The organism is Pseudalgibacter alginicilyticus, from assembly GCF_001310225.1.
Taxonomy (GTDB): Bacteria; Bacteroidota; Bacteroidia; order Flavobacteriales; family Flavobacteriaceae; genus Pseudalgibacter; species Pseudalgibacter alginicilyticus.
In genome coordinates this window covers 2,666,866-2,685,615 of the sequence record NZ_CP012898.1, presented here as the reverse complement: position 1 = coordinate 2,685,615, position 18,750 = coordinate 2,666,866, and the positions used below count along the sequence as shown (strand labels likewise).

Annotated in this window: 11 protein-coding genes; 10 read left to right on the top strand and 1 reads right to left on the bottom strand. The window is 32.8% G+C overall.

From position 1 onward, the window contains the following. The first annotated feature begins 126 nt into the window (after positions 1-126). The 6 genes from lepA to hemG all read left to right on the top strand — a co-directional run bounded on the left by lepA (position 127) and on the right by hemG (position 10,193). Positions 127-1,923, top strand: coding sequence for a translation elongation factor 4 (lepA, locus tag APS56_RS11105; RefSeq protein ID WP_054728097.1), 1,797 nt, complete (start codon positions 127-129; stop codon positions 1,921-1,923). 243 nt (positions 1,924-2,166) lie between these two features. After that, positions 2,167-3,573, top strand: coding sequence for a glycogen synthase (locus APS56_RS11100; protein WP_054728095.1), 1,407 nt, complete (start codon positions 2,167-2,169; stop codon positions 3,571-3,573). 6 nt (positions 3,574-3,579) lie between these two features. Further along, entirely contained in the window at positions 3,580-4,845 is a 1,266-nt protein-coding gene (locus tag APS56_RS11095; protein WP_054728093.1) for a glucose-1-phosphate adenylyltransferase, read from the top strand. A 3-nt stretch (positions 4,846-4,848) separates the two neighbouring features. After that, positions 4,849-6,756, top strand: coding sequence for a 1,4-alpha-glucan branching protein GlgB (gene glgB, locus APS56_RS11090; protein ID WP_054728092.1), 1,908 nt, complete (start codon positions 4,849-4,851; stop codon positions 6,754-6,756). A 307-nt stretch (positions 6,757-7,063) separates the two neighbouring features. Beyond that, positions 7,064-9,466: a glycoside hydrolase family 31 protein gene (locus APS56_RS11085; RefSeq protein ID WP_054728091.1), complete on the top strand. Its 2,403-nt coding sequence runs from the start codon at positions 7,064-7,066 to the stop codon at positions 9,464-9,466. 193 nt (positions 9,467-9,659) lie between these two features. Next, the gene (gene hemG, locus APS56_RS11080) at positions 9,660-10,193 is read left to right on the top strand and encodes a menaquinone-dependent protoporphyrinogen IX dehydrogenase (RefSeq protein WP_054728088.1); all 534 of its coding nucleotides are present in this window, start codon (positions 9,660-9,662) and stop codon (positions 10,191-10,193) included. A gap of 74 nt (positions 10,194-10,267) precedes the next feature. Here the strand turns inward: hemG and APS56_RS11075 are convergent, their stop codons facing one another. Beyond that, a complete protein-coding gene (locus APS56_RS11075; protein ID WP_054728086.1) occupies positions 10,268-12,127 on the bottom strand; it encodes a cation:proton antiporter in 1,860 nt (619 codons plus the stop codon). A 130-nt stretch (positions 12,128-12,257) separates the two neighbouring features. Between APS56_RS11075 and APS56_RS11070 the strand changes: the two genes are divergently transcribed. The 4 genes from APS56_RS11070 (at position 12,258) to APS56_RS11055 (ending at position 18,697) form a co-directional block, all read left to right on the top strand. Next, positions 12,258-14,051, top strand: a complete 1,794-nt coding sequence (locus tag APS56_RS11070) for a cation:proton antiporter (RefSeq protein WP_054728084.1) — start codon at positions 12,258-12,260, stop codon at positions 14,049-14,051. Between the two features lie 149 nt (positions 14,052-14,200). Next, complete coding sequence (locus APS56_RS11065) at positions 14,201-15,061, top strand: MBL fold metallo-hydrolase (RefSeq protein WP_054728082.1); 861 nt, start codon at positions 14,201-14,203, stop codon at positions 15,059-15,061. Positions 15,062-15,094: 33 nt separating this feature from the next. Further along, positions 15,095-16,705 (top strand): S8 family peptidase, encoded by a 1,611-nt coding sequence (locus APS56_RS11060; protein ID WP_054728080.1) that lies wholly within the window; start codon positions 15,095-15,097, stop codon positions 16,703-16,705. Between the two features lie 147 nt (positions 16,706-16,852). After that, positions 16,853-18,697 carry a M1 family metallopeptidase gene (locus APS56_RS11055; RefSeq protein WP_054728078.1) on the top strand — a complete coding sequence of 615 codons (1,845 nt, stop codon included), beginning with the start codon at positions 16,853-16,855 and terminating at the stop codon, positions 18,695-18,697. The last annotated feature ends 53 nt before the right edge of the window (positions 18,698-18,750 follow it).

The window sequence follows — 18,750 nt, the reverse complement described above, 5'->3', positions numbered from 1 at the left end:
CATGACAAAGTATTAATTTGACAATCCCACGAGCAATAGTTCTTATATTTTACATGTTTTCAATCATTCAGCCTCATTTAAAACATATATATTTGCAAAATCTTTCTTTACAAAGATATATTGACTATGAAAAACATTAGGAATTTTTGCATCATTGCACATATAGATCACGGTAAGAGTACACTTGCCGACCGTTTGTTGGACTTTACTGGCTCTGTTACCGATAGAGAAAAACAAAACCAGTTGTTAGACAATATGGATTTAGAGCGCGAACGTGGTATTACCATCAAATCACACGCCATTCAAATGGATTATGAATACAAAGGAGAAAAATATGTGCTAAATTTAATTGATACACCTGGCCACGTAGATTTTAGTTATGAAGTATCTCGATCAATTGCTGCTTGCGAAGGTGCTTTGCTTATTGTAGATGCTGCCCAAAGCATACAGGCACAAACCATTTCTAATCTATATTTAGCTTTAGAAAACGATTTAGAAATTATTCCTGTCCTTAATAAAGTAGATTTACCTAGTGCAAACCCTGAGGAAGTTACCGATGACATTGTAGACTTGCTGGGTTGCAATCCTGAAGAAGTCATTCACGCCAGTGGAAAAACAGGTTTTGGTGTCGATAATATTTTAGCCGCTATTATTGAACGTGTACCCGCTCCAAAAGGAGATCCAGATGCACCACTTCAAGCCCTAATTTTCGATTCAGTTTACAACACGTTTAGAGGAATTGAAACCTATTTTAGAGTCTTTAATGGTGAAATTAAAAAAGGGCAAAAAATTAAATTTGTTGCTACAGATAATGAATACTATGCCGATGAAGTAGGTACCTTAAAATTAACCCAAGTAGCAAAACAAAGTGTAAAAACAGGCGACGTTGGTTATTTAATAACGGGTATAAAAACTGCTAAAGAAGTAAAAGTTGGAGATACCATAACCGATTTTGCAAACCCCACAAAAAATATAGTTGAAGGTTTTGAAGATGTTAAACCTATGGTTTTTGCTGGTATTTATCCAGTTGATACTGAGGATTATGAAGAGCTTCGTAACTCCATGGAAAAACTACAACTTAATGATGCCTCATTAGTATTTGCACCAGAAAGTTCTGCGGCCTTAGGCTTTGGTTTCCGTTGTGGATTTTTAGGTATGCTTCACATGGAAATCATCCAAGAACGTTTAGAACGTGAGTTTGATATGACCGTGATAACAACAGTTCCCAATGTGTCTTACCATGCCTATACTAATAAATATCCTGATGAAATAATTGTTGTAAACAACCCGTCAGATTTACCAGACCCGTCTACATTAAACCGTGTTGAAGAGCCTTATATTAAAGCCACCATTATAACGAAAGCCGATTTTATTGGTAACGTCATGTCTCTTTGTATTGAAAAACGTGGTCTTATTACAAACCAAACGTATTTAACAACTGAACGTGTTGAGTTGACTTTTGAAATGCCACTGGCAGAAATTGTTTTTGATTTTTACGATAGATTAAAAACCGTATCAAAAGGCTATGCCTCCTTTGATTATCACCCAATAGGTATGAAAACATCCAAATTAGTGCGTTTAGATATTTTATTAAACGCACAACCTGTAGATGCGCTTTCAGCTTTAATACATGCAGACAATGCACAAACTATTGGTAGAAAAATGTGCGAAAAATTAAGAGAGTTAATTCCGCGTCAACAATTCGATATCCCTATTCAAGCAGCCATTGGAGCTAAAATTGTTTCACGTGAAACTATAAAAGCGCTTCGTAAAGATGTAACTGCAAAATGTTATGGAGGTGATATATCAAGAAAGCGTAAACTTCTTGAAAAACAGAAAAAAGGTAAAAAGCGCATGCGTCAAGTAGGTAATGTTGAAATACCTCAACAAGCTTTTATGGCAGTTTTAAAATTGAATGATTAAAAAACTATTCTTTTTTTATTCAGTTTTTATCAAAACTTAAACTTATTTAAGTTTAAAAAGGCTTGAAATACCTATAAGTTTTAAATTTAATTGAATGATTGCTAGTATTTCAAGCTTTAAATAAAAAATTATTATTGATTATTTTAATTAATAAGCAATACTTAATATTTTCTTTAAAAGTAAATTTCTGACTAAATATTGCATAATATTTTTGTAAGTTTATAAACAAAGCAAAAATATTCAATGACAATTATCCACATAAGTGCAGAATGCTACCCAGTTGCTAAAGTAGGTGGACTTGCCGATGTTGTAGGAGCTTTACCTAAATATCAAAATAGCCCTGAAGTGTCATCGCAAGTTATCATGCCTTTTTATAACAATAAGTTTACTAAGGAAAATGTGTTTAATACTATTTATAGTAATCAAATTTCTTTAGGAAATACCTTGGTGAATTTTAATGTTTTAACCTTAAAAGAAAACAAGTTAGAATTTGACACCTTTTTTATAGACATTCCTGAATTATTATTTAAGGATTATGTTTACTCTTCTGATGATACTGAGCGCTTTTTAAGTTTTCAGATTGCCGTTTTGGATTGGATGTTAAGCTGGGAAAAATATCCAGATATTATACATTGTCACGACCACCATACCGGTTTAATACCTTTTATGCTTCAAGAAAGTTATAACTATGAAGCTTTTAGAAAAATCCCTAATATATTAACCATTCATAATGCGCAATATCAAGGTTGGTTTCCTCATTTAAAAGTAGGCTTAATTCCTCCTTTTAATTTTAACCATGTTGGTTTATTAGATTGGGGTGGTACTATAAACCCTTTGGCTGCGGCCATTAAGTGTGCATGGCATGTTACTACCGTATCACCAAGTTATATGGAAGAATTAAAACTCGCTGCCAACGGATTAGAAAGTTTATTAAGTGCCGAAAGCGACAAATGTTCGGGTATATTAAACGGAATTGATTCCCATGTTTGGAATCCTGAAACCGACCATTATATTATAAAAAACTACAACATTAAAACAGTTAAAGCTGGAGCAGAAGCTAATAAAAAATACTTATGCGACACCTTTAATTTAGATTTTGAAAAACCACTTTTTGCTTTTATAGGCAGATTGGTTGATGAAAAAGGCTCTGATTTATTTCCAGAAGTTTTCAAATTGGCTCTCGAAAAAAACAACCTTAACATTTTATTGTTAGGTTCTGGTAATAGTTTTGTAGAACAACAGTTAGAAGCCTTAAAAAAAGATTATATTGGTACATATAATGCCTTTATAGGTTACGACGAAAAACTGTCGCATATCATTTATTCGGGGGCCGATTTTTTACTTATGCCATCGCGTGTAGAACCTTGTGGTTTAAATCAAATGTATGCCTTGCGCTATGGTACCATTCCTATTGTTAGAAGTATAGGTGGTTTAAAAGATACTGTTACCGATATCTCTAAAAAAGATGGATTTGGTATTTGCCATAATAATGCTACAGTTTTAGAAATAACAAATGCTATTGATAGAGGTATAAACCTTTATAACGACCAACCTAAATATAAAAAAATACGGAAAAAAATTATGGAAATAGACCATTCTTGGGATGTTTCAGCTGAAGAATACATAAAATTATATAACTCAATAAACTAACTAATTATGATTAATAACAAGGTTCTATCCATCATTTTAGGTGGAGGTCAAGGTTCTAGACTACATCCACTAACAGAAGAGCGTTCAAAGCCAGCAGTACCAATTGCTGGCAAATATAGATTAGTGGATATTCCTATTTCCAACTGTATTAATGCCGATATTAAACGTATGTTTGTATTAACGCAATTTAATTCAGCTTCCTTAAACCGTCATATTAAAGACACTTATCATTTTAGTTTTTTTAGTAGTGCATTTGTGGATGTATTAGCTGCAGAACAAACTCCTGGAAATAAAGGTTGGTTTCAAGGGACTGCTGATGCAGTTCGCCAAAGCATGCATCACTTTTTAAGACATGATTTCGAGTATGCCTTAATACTATCAGGTGATCAACTTTATCAAATGGATTATGATAAAATGATTGAGGCCCATGAAAAAAGTAATGCTAAAATTTCAATAGCCACCATTCCAGTAAATGCAAAAGATGCCACTTCTTTTGGAATCTTAAAAGCAAACGAGGAAAATATAGTTACTTCTTTTATTGAAAAACCAGATGCCAGCTTATTACCTGATTGGTCATCTGAAGTAAGCGACGAAATGAAACAAGAGGGCCGCAACTATTTAGCTTCAATGGGCATATATATTTTTAATAGAGAACTTTTAGTTGAATTAATGAATAATCCGGAAACTATTGATTTTGGTAAAGAAATTATTCCACAATCTATTGAAGAACATAAAACGCTTAGCTATCAATACGAAGGTTATTGGACAGATATAGGTAATATTGATTCGTTTTTTGAAGCTAATATTGGGTTAACTGATGATATTCCTAAGTTTGATTTATACGACAAAGCAAAACGTATTTATACACACGCAAGAATGCTACCTACAACAAAATTAGCAGGTACTACATTAGAAAAAACAGTAATTGCTGAAGGCTGCTTAATTGCTGCTTCAAAAATACAACAATCTGTTATTGGTGTTAGGTCAAGAATTGGAAAAGAATCAACCGTAATAAAAACCTATATGATGGGCAGCGATTACTATGAAACACTTCTTGAAATTGATAAAAAGAAAATAAAAATTTTGATGGGCATTGGTGAACGTTGTTTTATAAAAAATGCTATTCTCGATAAAAACTGCCGCATAGGAGATGATGTTAGAATTAATGGCGGAAGTCATTTAGAAGATATAGAAACAGATACTTATGCTATTAAAGATGGCATTGTAGTAATTAAAAAAGGAGCAACCATCCCTAACGGATTTGTAATTTAAAATATGGCACACGTAAAAGTTTACAGCTTATTTACAGAATTTGACATTAACCTTTTTAAGGCTGGAAAACACTTCAGGCTTTATGAAAAATTTGGTTCGCATCTTGTGACGGTTGATGGTATAGAAGGTGTCTATTTTGCAGTTTGGGCACCTACTGCTAAACAGGTTTCAGTTATTGGCGACTTTAATTATTGGGTAGAAGGTGAACACCAATTAAATGTGCGTTGGGATTCTAGTGGCATTTGGGAGGGTTTTATTCCACTTATTGAAAAAGGTACAGCCTATAAATATAAGATTCATAGTCATAATGGTGACATAAAAACTGAAAAAGCAGACCCATACGCCAGACGTTTTGAACACAATCCAAATACAGCTTCAATAGTCTGGGATGATTGTTACAAATGGAAAGATACTGGGTGGATGAAAACTCGTAAAAAAAATAATGCTATTGACGCACCATTCTCCGTTTACGAAGTTCATTTAGGTTCATGGAAAAGACAGATAGAAGAAAACCGTTTTATGTCATATTACGAATTGGCAGACGATTTAGTACATTATGTTAAGGACATGAATTTTACACATGTAGAGTTGATGCCTATAATGGAATTTCCTTATGATCCATCTTGGGGCTATCAAATTACAGGATATTTTGCACCAACTTCACGTTTTGGGTATCCTGAAGAATTTAAATATTTAGTAGATAAACTACACCAAGCTGGCGTAGGTATAATATTAGATTGGGTACCTTCACACTTCCCAGAAGATGTCCATGGACTTGGATTTTTTGATGGTTCACATTTATATGAACACCCTGACAAACGCAAGGGCTATCACCAAGATTGGAAAAGTTTAATTTTTAACTACGAACGTAATGAAGTGCGTTCATTTTTAATAAGCAATGCTATTTTCTGGCTGGATCAATTCCATGTAGACGGATTGCGGGTAGATGCTGTAGCATCAATGTTGTTTTTAGATTACTCTAGGGAAGATGGAGAGTGGGAACCCAACATATATGGAGGAAGAGAAAACCTTGAAGTCATTAGTTTCCTTAAAGAATTAAATGAAGAAGTTTATGCATCATTTCCTGACGTCCAAACCATTGCAGAGGAATCAACAGCATTTCCAATGGTCTCAAAGCCCACTTTTCTTGGGGGTTTAGGATTTGGCATGAAATGGATGATGGGCTGGATGCATGACACCTTAGAGTATTTTGCAAAAGATCCAGCATATAGAAAATACCATCAAAATGAAATTACATTTAGTTTAGCCTATGCATTTACTGAAAACTTTATGCTACCATTGTCTCACGACGAAGTGGTGTATGGCAAAAATTCTATTTTAGGAAGAATGCCTGGCGATGAATGGCAACGTTTTGCAAACCTCCGTCTTTTATATGGTTATATGTTTACACACCCAGGAACTAAATTATTATTCATGGGTGGAGAGTTTGGACAATATAATGAATGGAATTTCCAAGAAAGCTTAGATTGGAACTTATTAGAATTTAAGCCTCATAAGGACATGCAAAACTATTACAAGGCATTAAATAAATTCTATAAAGAAACACCAGCACTCTACGAAAAAGCCTTCTCGGGTGAAGGTTTTGAATGGATAAGTTATGATGATCATGAAAATTGCGTCATATCCTATATACGAAAAGGCTATAATTCTGAAAATAATGTGGTGGTAGTTTGCAATCTAACACCTGTAATCAGAAAAAAATACCGCATTGGAGTTCCTGTAAAAGGTAAACTTAAGGAAATATTTAATAGTGATTCTGTAGCTTTTGGAGGCAGCGGTGTTTCTAACTCAAAGCAAATTACAATAAAAAAAGAATCATGGAATGGCAAAGACTTTTCTGCCATTATCACTTTACCTCCTTTAGCGATTGCAGTTTTTGAGTTTAAATAAATTTTTGATAATACATTTCACACCGTTTTACCTACTTTAACGTAAAACGGTTTTTTTATTCAAAATGAAACGCTCATATATAACTTCAATATTTCAAGCATTTTCCTAATTTCATACTCTTTGATCTCTTTATAGTAATCAATTCAACATATAAAAACTAATAACGAGTAGAATATTGGGATTATTACAATTATTGCTCTGATTATTTGAGTATTAAACAATCCATTCCTTATTTTTTTGATAATAATTTGAGTACGAAAAATTATAATTTTAGTATTTTCGTAGCCAAGCATTAATTGCATATTATATGATTTTAAATACCGAACTTGAATATAAAGGAAACTTATTTCCTTCAAAAATAATTTCATATCACAAAAACTTAGATACCCTTGTTTTTACAGCTGAAAATGGTGTTGTTTTGCACATAACAATTCAACGTGATAGCGTTTTAAGGTTTAGATATACCACAACTGGCATTTTTGAAAATGATTTTTCATATGCCATTACTAAATACGCAAGTAGAGGCTATAACTTTCTAGAAGTTACTGAAGACAATAACCATTACATTATAACAACCTCAAAACTTATTTGCCATGTCTCAAAAATAGATATGCGAACAGCTCTTTACGATGCAAAAGATAATACGCTTATCTGTGAGGATGAACTCGGGTTCCATTGGGAAGAAAGTTATGAATACGGTGGCGATATTGTTAAAATGTCTAAAACAGCACAAGCTGGCGAAAGTTATTATGGTTTAGGAGACAAACCTGTTGATAATAATTTAAAAGGAAAGCGCTTTGAAAATTGGGTAACTGACTCTTATGCCTACGGAAGAGATACAGATCCTATTTATAAAACCATTCCATTTTATACAGCCTTACATAACAAAAAATCTTACGGAATATTTTTTGATAATACGTTTCGTTCATTCTTCGATTTTTGTCATGAACGTAGAAATATAACAAGCTTTTGGGCACAAGGTGGTGAAATGAATTATTATTTTATCTATGGACCAGATATGTCGGAAGTAGTTGCTAACTACACTGATTTGACCGGTAAACCACATGAAATGCCTGCGCTTTGGGCGCTTGGCTATCACCAATGTAAATGGAGTTATTATCCAGAATCAAACGTAAAAGAAATAACTGCTAAATTCAGAGAACTACAAATTCCTTGTGATGCTATCTATTTGGACATTGATTACATGGAAGGGTTTAGATGCTTTACTTGGAGTAAAGAATATTTTCCAGACCCTAAAAGAATGGTTAAAGAATTAGCTGATGATGGCTTCAAAACCATTGTAATTATTGATCCAGGTATCAAAATAGATATGGACTACTCAGTCTTTAAAGAAGGCTTGGAAAAAGATTATTTCTGTAAACGTGCAGATGGTCCATACATGAAAGGTAAAGTATGGCCTGGAGAGTGTTATTTTCCAGATTTCACAAACCCCGAAGTACGCGATTGGTGGTCCAATCTATTCAAAGAATTAGTTGAAGATATAGGAGTAAAAGGTGTTTGGAATGATATGAATGAACCAGCAGTAATGGATGTTCCTGGAAAATCTTTCCCTGATGATGTTAGACATGATTATGATGGCAACCACTGTAGCCACAGAAAAGCACACAATATTTACGGTATGCAAATGGCAAGAGCAACATATCAAGGCTTGAAAAAGTTTTCGTATCCAAAAAGACCGTTTGTTATAACAAGAGCTGCTTATTCTGGCACACAGCGTTATACCTCTAGCTGGACAGGTGATAATATTGCAACTTGGGATCATTTAACTATTGCCAACCTACAAGCACAACGAATGTGTATGTCTGGGTTCTCATTTATTGGATCTGATATTGGAGGCTTTGCAGAACAACCCAATGGTGAATTATACGCACGTTGGATTCAATTGGGTATCTTTCATCCTTTTTGTAGAACACATTCATCTGGCGACCATGGTGACCAAGAACCATGGGCTTTTGGCACCAGTATTACCGATGTTGTTAGAAAATTTATTGAATTGAGGTATCAATTATTACCTTATTTATATACTGCATTTTGGAGATATGCCGAAGAAGGTATTCCTATTTTAAAATCTTTAGTGCTGTATGATCAAGAAGATCCTCATACACATTACAGAAATGATGAATTTATTTTTGGAGAAAAAATATTAGCCTGTCCAATTACTGGACCTAACCAAAAAGGAAGACGCATGTATTTTCCAAGAGGAAACTGGTATAACTTATGGACCGATGAAGTTGTTTCAGGAGGTCAAGAAGCATGGGTTGAAGCAGATTTAGATAGTATGCCTATCTTTATAAAAGAAGGCGCTTTAATTCCTAAATATCCCATACAACAATATGTTGGTGAAAAAACCATTGATGAATTAACATTGGATGTATACTATAAATTAGGCAAAGAAACCTCTGCTGTTTATGAAGACGCTACGGATGGTTATGACTACATAAAAGGTAGATATAGCTTAAGGGACTTTAAACTACACGGAAAAGATAACGAGTTAATCATTCAACAGCATAAATCTGGAAAATATATAACAACTTACAAAACGTTTAAATTAAATTTACATGGTTTACCTTTTAAAATATCCAAAGTAGAAATTGACAATGTGATTATACCGTTTGAAGAGATAAAACTTAATGGAGACAATACATTAGTACTTACTAAGGAATTTACAGAACTTCATATTATGGCTTAAAATCACCTATTAAAATAAAGTAAAAAGCCTCATTTTTATCTAAAAATGAGGCTTTTTTTAATGAATTTATATAACTTCGTTATTCATTCGATAAATTTCAGCCTATGCCAAACTTTATCAATATTGAAACAGAACACTATCTTTTCTTTGTATGAAAAAAACAAAGAAAAATATATAAAAATTAGATAGTATTATGGTGCCAAAAATTGGAATAATTTACTCCTCAGTAGACGGACAAACTCTAAAGATTTGTAAAAAATTAATTGCCAATTTTAAGGAGAAACAAATACAAACAGCAATATATTCAATTGATGAATTCAATGCTGAATTAACACAATTTCATACGCTCATTATTGGAGCCAGTATTCGATATGGAAAACACAATAAAAAAGTTATTAAGTTTATAAATAATAACAAAAATTATTTAAGTAAGATAAACACTGCATTTTTCTCCGTTAATTTAGTTGCTAGAAAAGAAGATAAAAATTCTGCCAATACCAATCCTTATCTAATTAAATTTCTAAAAAAAGTTGACTGGAATCCTCAATACATAGAGGTTTTTGCAGGTAAATTAGATTATAAATCTTATTCGTTTTTTGATAAATTAATGATTAAACTAATTATGAAATTAACTAAGGGACCAACAAAGTCTAACCTTCCAATAGAATTTACAAATTGGAAAAAAGTAGATCATTTTGGGCTAAGAATAATTAAAAACATAAAATAACGCAGAAAAAATATATCTTTTTCACTCAGCGTTTAGCTAAAAACCAAGCGAAAACTAGAAAATCATCACCTTATTTATTCTTTAACCTCTTTTTTTTCTGCTATCTGCATCTTTTCTATATCAAATGGCTTTCCTAAATAAACAAGTTGAAAACCTTTTTCAATATCAAAATCTTTGGTTAACGTACAAATAATATGTAGTACTCCGTGGGCATCTTTTACAAACAAAGGTATCGCCTTTTGCTCATTGTTAAGAATATCAATTTTTCTAAGGTATTCTTCTTTTGAATTTATAGAAATTTCATGTATGATAGGATAATCTCTGGCTACCTCACTGAAATTAATAAAATCATCTTTCTTAGAAAAAATAGAATCTGTAGACAATTCATCTTGATTCTTTATTTCTTGAGACGAAATTAACCTATACGCCCCTTTTTCACCTAATTGATCTTTAAACTTGTTTAAACTGTATTTATTAATTTCATCGCTTCCAGTCATTGCCAATAAGTATCCTATGTCACTTAATTCAATATCATTAGACAAATCTTCAGAATAAATATTGGCTTGCATAGCATCTAAATCTTTACTTTTTGCCAAATCTATATTAACAATATTATTGTCTATTAAAACAACGTGTCTTCCATTATTTTTTAAATATTTAGCAATAATTCTGGAAGCCTCTGAAGCCCCAATAATTAAAATACCATTACTAGCTTTTAAATACACCCCTATCCATTTAGCTACATGTCTTGCTGAAGCAGCATTTAAAAGCACCGTAACTAATACTGTGGTAAACACTAAAGGCGTTATATACTCGGCATAAGGTTCTCCTCTTAAAGTAAGCTTCGTACCAAATAGCGAGGCAATACCAGCAGCAACTATACCTCTAGGTCCTACCCAACTAATGAATACTTTTTCATTAAATTTAAGGCCTGAGTTTATACTGCTTAAAAAAACACCTAACGGTCTTAACACAAAAATTATAATGACCATAAGCACAACCGTTTTCCAATTGTAAACTATCATTAAATCTTCAATATTGATATTTGCTGATAACAAAATAAAAAGAATGGATATAAGCAATACACTTAATGACTCCTTAAAATAGAGTAATTCTTTTAAATTTGGCAATTTGCTATTTCCTAAAACCATCCCCATTACAACAACAGCCAAAAGACCAGATTCATGTGCAAAAAGATCAGATTCTACAAAAACCAAAAGCACTACAGACAATGCTGTTACGTTAAGCAAATAATGAGGAATAAGCTTTTTCTTGATTGCAAAATAAAGAACCAAGGCTGCGGTAGTTCCAAAAGATAAACCAACAATTACAATTTTACCAAACTCTAATATAGCTTGAAGTGTATAGCCATTACTATCACCTATACTTATAAATTCAAACATTAAAACTGCTGCAAGAGCTCCAATAGGATCAATCAAAATACCTTCCCACTTTAAAACAGTAGATATTTCTTTCTTTAAAGGAATATTTCTTAAAATAGGAGCTATAACAGTTGGACCTGTAACAATAATAAGCGCCGAAAACAAAAAAGAAACTTTCCAAGACAATCCAAATACAAAATGTGCCGCTAAACCAGCTCCTAAAAAGGTTATTATTGCTGCAAAACTTATAAGTTTTAAAATAACAGGACCAACCTTTGATATTTCATTTCTTTTTAATGTAAGTCCACCCTCAAATAATATAATACCAATTGCTAAGGATACAAAACTGTAAAGGCTATCTCCAGGAAATAATCCTTTTGTACCATTCCAGACGGGTTCTATCCATTTACTTCCGTCTTCTGAAAACAAAGTAGAAATAGGCCCTACAAAAAGACCAATTAAAATTAATGGCAAAATAGCAGGAAGTTTTAAACGCCATGCTACCCATTGCGACAATATTCCTAAAATTACAATACTTGAAAGTTCAATCATGTATAAACCGCTTTTACTTAATAATACTAGCAAAATATTAAAAAATGACTACTAACCATGTATGTTAGTGAGATATTTAAAAAAAAAAACGATATTTATAAAATCTGATTTTTAAACAAAAAAGCATTTTATGGAAGGATTTGATATTTTAAACCTATTCATTGTCCTGCTTTCCGCTTGGGGAGCAGGTGCCTTAATTAAACGAATCGGTTACCCAGCAATTTTAGGAGAGTTATTAGTAGGTGTTATAATAGGTCCATCGTTATTAGGGCTTGTGGAATCTTCAAGTACTTTAGTTATCATATCTGAAGCTGGGGTTATACTACTTATGGCATATATAGGCATGGAAATAAACTTTAAAGATTTAGGTAAAGCTTCATGGGCTGGGCTTTTAGCAGCCATTGGAGGTTTTATTGTACCCTTTGGTTTGGGTTATTATGCCGTAACACAATTTGGTGGAACACATATGGCTGGGTTATTTGTAGGCATTGCTGTTGGAGTTACTTCGTTAGCAACTAAAAGCAGAATTCTTGTAGACCTAAACTTATTAGATACACGTATTGCTTATGTGCTCATGGCAGGAGCTCTAATTTCAGACACATTAGCTTTAATAATTTTTGCAGGTCTTTCCAGTTTTATAGATGCTGGTTCTGTAGATATGACTGAAATTTCTCTTATTGGAGGTAAAATAATACTGTTCTTCGCTTTTACTACCTTTTTGGGTATTTATTTTCTACCAAAACTTGGTAAGTGGATGGCAAATAGAAAAATAGATAACCGAACAACTTATTTTACTTTGTTACTTCTTATTGTATTTGGTCTTTCTGAATTAGCAGAATTAGTTGGACTCCATGGTATTTTAGGAGCATTTATGGCGGGACTATTTATAAAAGAAGGTGTGTTTCATGAAAAAATAACCAAAGATATAACACGTGTGTTTCATGATGTCTCCGTTGGTTTTATGGCTCCAATCTTTTTTGTTACTGCAGGATTTCATGTAACTTTAGATGTTTTTCAAACAGACTTAGAACTTTTACTTGTAATTCTTGGAGTGGCATTTATTGGAAAAATACTAGGTACCGTTTTATTTTATTTACCAAGTGGCAATGGATGGAGAGAAGGTTTAGCGGTAGGTACTGGAATGAACGGACGTGGAGCTGTAGAAATTGTTATAGCGGGCATTGGTTTGCAGAAAGGCATTATATCACAAGAAATATTTTCCATACTTGTTTTTATGGCTATACTGACAACACTTTCTGTTCCCGTTTTATTAACTTGGACTACCAATTGGCTAAAAAAACGAAATGAATTGGTAAAACAATTCTCCAGAAAAGGACATATAATTTTAGGTGCAAACCCATTGGCTTTACTATTAGGTAAGCATCTATCAGAAACAAACAAAGTAGTTTTTGTTGATGCAAATAAAGGACTTTGTGAAAACGCAAGCAATTTAGGCTTTGAATGCATTCATGGTAATATTTTAGAAGAAGCTACTTTGAGCGAAGCTTCTGCAAAAGATTTTAAAACCTTTATAGCTTTAACCAGAAATAATGAAATCAACTTATTGTCTTCACAACTGGCAAATGATGTATTTTTTATTCCTGAAAAATTTATAGTGATATCTCCTAATACTTCAAATGGAGAAAAAGGTGGTATTAATCTTTTAAGTACAGCATCGGCTTCAACATTATTTTCGAGTAAAGTAGATATACAGCCATGGATACAAAAAGTACAAGATTCAACTTTTAAAGAAATTGAAACTATAAACAACAAAAAAATATCTACACGCGAGTGGGTTAAATTGCAGTCAAGCAAACATAATAACTTACTTCCTTTAGTGATTATTGATAATACAGGGACTAAACGTCCGTTCAGATACAATGATTATATAGAAGCTAACGAAAAAATTATATCAATTGAATAAAAACATTACTTTAAAATTAAAAACACATAAATAATATTTTATAAAAGCCTTTTCTATTCTAAAAAAAGGAATAAAAAAGAAAACAGTTTTCATAATATATTCTTAACATTTCAAGGCATTAACATTAGATTTCTTAATTTTGCGTGTTTATGAATTTATACCCAATAAATGCCGGAAATTTTAAGTTAGATGGTGGTGCCATGTTTGGCGTGGTTCCTAAATCTTTATGGCAAAAAACCAATCCTGCCGATACCAATAACATGATTGATATAGCAGCTCGATGCCTGCTTATTGAAAATGGAAATAAGCTCATTTTAATAGACACTGGTATGGGCAATAAACAATCAGATAAGTTTTTTGGATACTACCACCTTTGGGGAAGCGATTCAATTGATAGTTCATTAAAAAAATATGGATTTCACCCCAATGATATAACCGATGTGTTTCTAACTCATTTGCATTTTGACCATAGTGGCGGGGCCATTCAATGGAATAAAAACAGAACGGGTTACGAACCTGTTTTTAAAAATGCTCATTTTTGGAGCAATAAAGACCATTGGCTTTGGGCTACAAAACCTAACAAACGTGAAAAAGCTTCATTTTTAACAGAAAATTTGTTACCAATGGAAGCAAGTGGCCAACTAAAGTTTACTTCTCTTTCAAACAGCAACATACTTAAAAATTCTAAACTGGGTTTTGATATTTTTTTTGCTGATGGGCATACGGATAAACAAATGATTCCGTTAATTCAATATAAAGGTAAAACCATCGCATTTATGGCAGATTTACTCCCTACAGTTGGACATTTGCCACTACCTTATATCATGGGTTACGATACTAGGCCTTTATTAAGTTTAAACGAAAAAGAAACCTTTCTAAATTTAGCTGCAAAAAACAACTATTACTTATTTTTAGAGCATGATGCCTCTCATGAAATTATAACGGTAAAACAAACAGAACGAGGTGTAAGGCTTGATAACATATATAAAGCTGAAGACATATTCAATTAAACAAAAGTGACTAATTCAAATAAATAAAAACAAATGAAGACAATGAAAAATGCACTAATCGCACTATTTGCAGTATTAGTAATTTATGGATGCGGAGGTACGGCTGACATTCTATCAACTCCTGTTGAAAACATAGATAACACACCATTAAAAGAAGCCGATTTAACTGAAGCTGAAGCTCACAACTGGGGGCACTTAGATCTTATAAAGGATACCATTCCAGGAATGAGTGTAGATAGAGCATATGACGAAATCATTAAAAATAAAAAAGGTAAAACGGTTATTGTAGCAGTGTTAGATTCAGGTATAGATATTGATCATGAAGATTTAAGAGATGTCATCTGGACTAATAAAGGTGAAATACCTAACAATGGTATTGACGATGATAAAAATGGTTATGTAGACGATATACACGGTTGGAACTTTTTAGGAGATGCCTACGACGAACAATTAGAATACACCCGTATTTTAGCAAAAGGCGATACTAGTAACCCTGATTATAGTAGAGCAGAAAAAGAATATAATGATAACTACCAAAAATATTCTGGTTATAAAACCAATTACGAACAGATTTTACAACAAATAGTATCTGCAGACGAAACACTAACAAAACATTTTGGTAAAGCGGACTATACCAAAGCTGAAGTTAACAACATTCAAACAGAGGATGAAACATTAACCATGGCTGTTCAAATCGCAAAATACATGTATAGCAATGATGTTGAGACGCTAACTGAAGCAAAAAAAGATATTACAAATGGTTTAGAAAGTATCAACGATCGATTAAATTACCATTTAAATAAAAATTTCAAAGGCAGAACAACTGGTGATAATCCAGATGACTTTAATGACAAACCTGGTTATGGAAATGCTAATGTAAAACCTGTTAAAAAAAGTGAAAGTCACGGAACCCATGTTGCTGGTATAATAGCTGCCGTGCGTCATAATGGTAAAGGTGCTAATGGTGTTGCAAATAATGTAGAAATCATGTCCGTTCGTACTGTTCCAAATGGCGATGAATATGATAAAGATGTAGCCTTAGCCATTCGTTATGCTGTAGATAATGGTGCTAAAATAATAAATGGTAGTTTTGGAAAAAGCTTTTCTCCACATAGTGATTGGGTAAGAGACGCAATTGCTTATGCTAGTGAAAAGGATGTGGTTTTTGTTCACGCTGCAGGAAATGATGGTGCAGATGTAGATGTGGTTCCAAATTTCCCAGATGATAATATTAATTTTGCTGAAATATCTAATTCTTATATTAGAGTTGGTGCTTTAGAACCTAAATATGGAACAGGAATATTAGCTGGTTTTTCTAATTACGGAAAAAACAATGTAGATGTTTTTGCTCCTGGTGCTAAAGTGTATTCTACAACCCCAGAAAACGAATATGATACCAAAGGTGGTACTTCTATGGCAGCACCAGCTGTTGCAGGTGTAGCAGCTTTAATTCGTTCATATTATCCAAAATTATCAGCGGCTCAAGTAAAACAAATTATTATGGATTCAGGGCTTCCTATTCCTACTAAAGTAATTGTAGGTGGCGATGCAGATAACGTAAAACCATTTAAAGATTTAACAAAATCTGGCAAAATAGTTAATGCCTATAATGCGTTAATTATGGCTGCACAAATGTCTAAATAATATTTTTTAATTTTATTAAAAGAGCTTTTTATATAAAGAAAATTAAATAAATTGTCAGTTTGAGTACTACTTAATATATTTTAAACTGTCACTCAAATTGACAATTTTTTATATTTTATAAAACCACTTTTAAACTCCCATTATAGTATGAAACATTTTGCTTTTTCAATTGTAGCCTTGTCCATGTTGGTCTCGTGTAGCACGTCACAAAACGCTGTTGCACCACAAACACTTTCTGTACCTACTCAAATTGCTTCTGCAACTTCTAAAACTACTTATTGGCAACAGCATGTAGATTATAAAATGGCTATTGATATGGATGTAAACACCAATCAATATAAAGGCACACAAACATTAGTTTATACCAACAATTCTCCTGATGTTTTAAACAAAGTGTTTTATCATTTATACTTTAATGCCTTTCAACCAGGAAGCGAAATGGATGTACGCTCACGCACTATACCTGACCCAGATTCAAGAGTTGGAGATCGTATCTTTAAATTAAAACCCAATGAAATTGGTTATATAAAAGTCCATTCATTAAAACAAAACGGCGTTGATATAAACCATAAAACTGTTGGTACCATTTTAGAAGTTGATTTAGCAAAACCCATTCAGCCAGGAGAAAGTGTTACGTTTGAGATGGTTTTTGATGCCCAAGTACCCTTACAGATTCGCAGAAGCGGAAGAAACAACATGGAGGGCGTTGCTTTATCCATGACACAATGGTATCCTAAATTAGCAGAATACGATTTTGAAGGTTGGCATGCCGACCCTTATATTGGACGGGAATTTCATGGTGTATGGGGCAATTTTGATGTTAAACTCACTATAGATAAAAACTACACTGTTGGAGGTACAGGTTATTTGCAAAACCCTAATAACATTGGACATGGTTATGAAACTGGTACCATAAACCAACCTGATGGAAATAAATTAACATGGCATTTTAAAGCACCTAATGTACATGATTTTACTTGGGCTGCAGACCCAGATTATATCCATGATACTGTACAAGTACCTAACGGTCCTGTTTTACATTTTTTATACAAAAACAATCCTGATATAAAAGATAATTGGAAACGTTTACAACCAAAAACTGTTGAATTAATGCAGTATTTCAGCAAACAAATTGGAAACTATCCTTATAAACAATATTCAGTCATACAAGGTGGTGATGGTGGTATGGAATACGGTATGTGTACCTTAATTACTGGCGAACGTAAATTCGGTAGTTTATTTGGTGTTACTGCTCACGAGCTAGCGCATTCATGGTTTCAATTTTTATTGGCCACTAATGAATCAAAACACGAATGGATGGATGAAGGTTTTACAAGCTACATAAGTGATTTAGCCGAAGCAGAACTTACAGGATATCAAAAAGACAATCCAACTGTTGGTGCATATAATAACTATTTTAAATTGGTAGAATCTGGATTGGAACAACCCCTAACAACTCATGCTGATAGGTACAATTTTAACTTTTCTTATGGTGCCTCGGCATATAGTAAAGGCGAAGTGTTTTTAGCTCAATTAGGATATGTTATTGGTGACGCTAATTTAAAACAAACCCTTAAAAAATACTACCAAGATTGGGCTTTTAAACACCCAACACCTAATGATTTTATTCGTGTTGCCGAAAAAACATCTGGCTTAGAACTAGACTGGTATTTAACAGATTTTACTAAAACAACTAACACTATTGATTATGCTATTAGCTCCATAGATGGTAAAACCGTTAATTTAGAGCGCTTAGGGTTAATGCCAATGCCAATTGATATAAAAGTAACTTACATGGATAATAGTACGGAAAATTTTTACATTCCATTACAAATGATGCGAGGTGAAAAACCTACAAAAGCCACAATTATTAACGATTGGGCTTGGGCCTATCCAACCTATAGCTTTGATGCTTCAAAAGTTGTAAAATCTGTAGAAATTGATCCTACTGGTTTAATGGCTGATGTTGATAAATCAAATAATAAAAAGTAACTTTTAATTACTTAAAATCTTTAAGCGGTTAGTTAAAAAATAATTTTTAACTA

Excerpts from the sequence above, each read along its gene's own strand:
- lepA (WP_054728097.1), top strand. The coding sequence starts at position 127 with ATGAAAAACATTAGGAATTTTTGCATCATTGCACATATAGATCACGGT.
- APS56_RS11100 (WP_054728095.1), top strand. The coding sequence starts at position 2,167 with ATGACAATTATCCACATAAGTGCAGAATGCTACCCAGTTGCTAAAGTA.
- APS56_RS11095 (WP_054728093.1), top strand. The coding sequence starts at position 3,580 with ATGATTAATAACAAGGTTCTATCCATCATTTTAGGTGGAGGTCAAGGT.
- glgB (WP_054728092.1), top strand. The coding sequence starts at position 4,849 with ATGGCACACGTAAAAGTTTACAGCTTATTTACAGAATTTGACATTAAC.
- APS56_RS11085 (WP_054728091.1), top strand. The coding sequence starts at position 7,064 with ATGATTTTAAATACCGAACTTGAATATAAAGGAAACTTATTTCCTTCA.
- hemG (WP_054728088.1), top strand. The coding sequence starts at position 9,660 with ATGGTGCCAAAAATTGGAATAATTTACTCCTCAGTAGACGGACAAACT.
- APS56_RS11075 (WP_054728086.1), bottom strand. The coding sequence starts at position 12,127 with ATGATTGAACTTTCAAGTATTGTAATTTTAGGAATATTGTCGCAATGG.
- APS56_RS11070 (WP_054728084.1), top strand. The coding sequence starts at position 12,258 with ATGGAAGGATTTGATATTTTAAACCTATTCATTGTCCTGCTTTCCGCT.
- APS56_RS11065 (WP_054728082.1), top strand. The coding sequence starts at position 14,201 with ATGAATTTATACCCAATAAATGCCGGAAATTTTAAGTTAGATGGTGGT.
- APS56_RS11060 (WP_054728080.1), top strand. The coding sequence starts at position 15,095 with ATGAAGACAATGAAAAATGCACTAATCGCACTATTTGCAGTATTAGTA.
- APS56_RS11055 (WP_054728078.1), top strand. The coding sequence starts at position 16,853 with ATGAAACATTTTGCTTTTTCAATTGTAGCCTTGTCCATGTTGGTCTCG.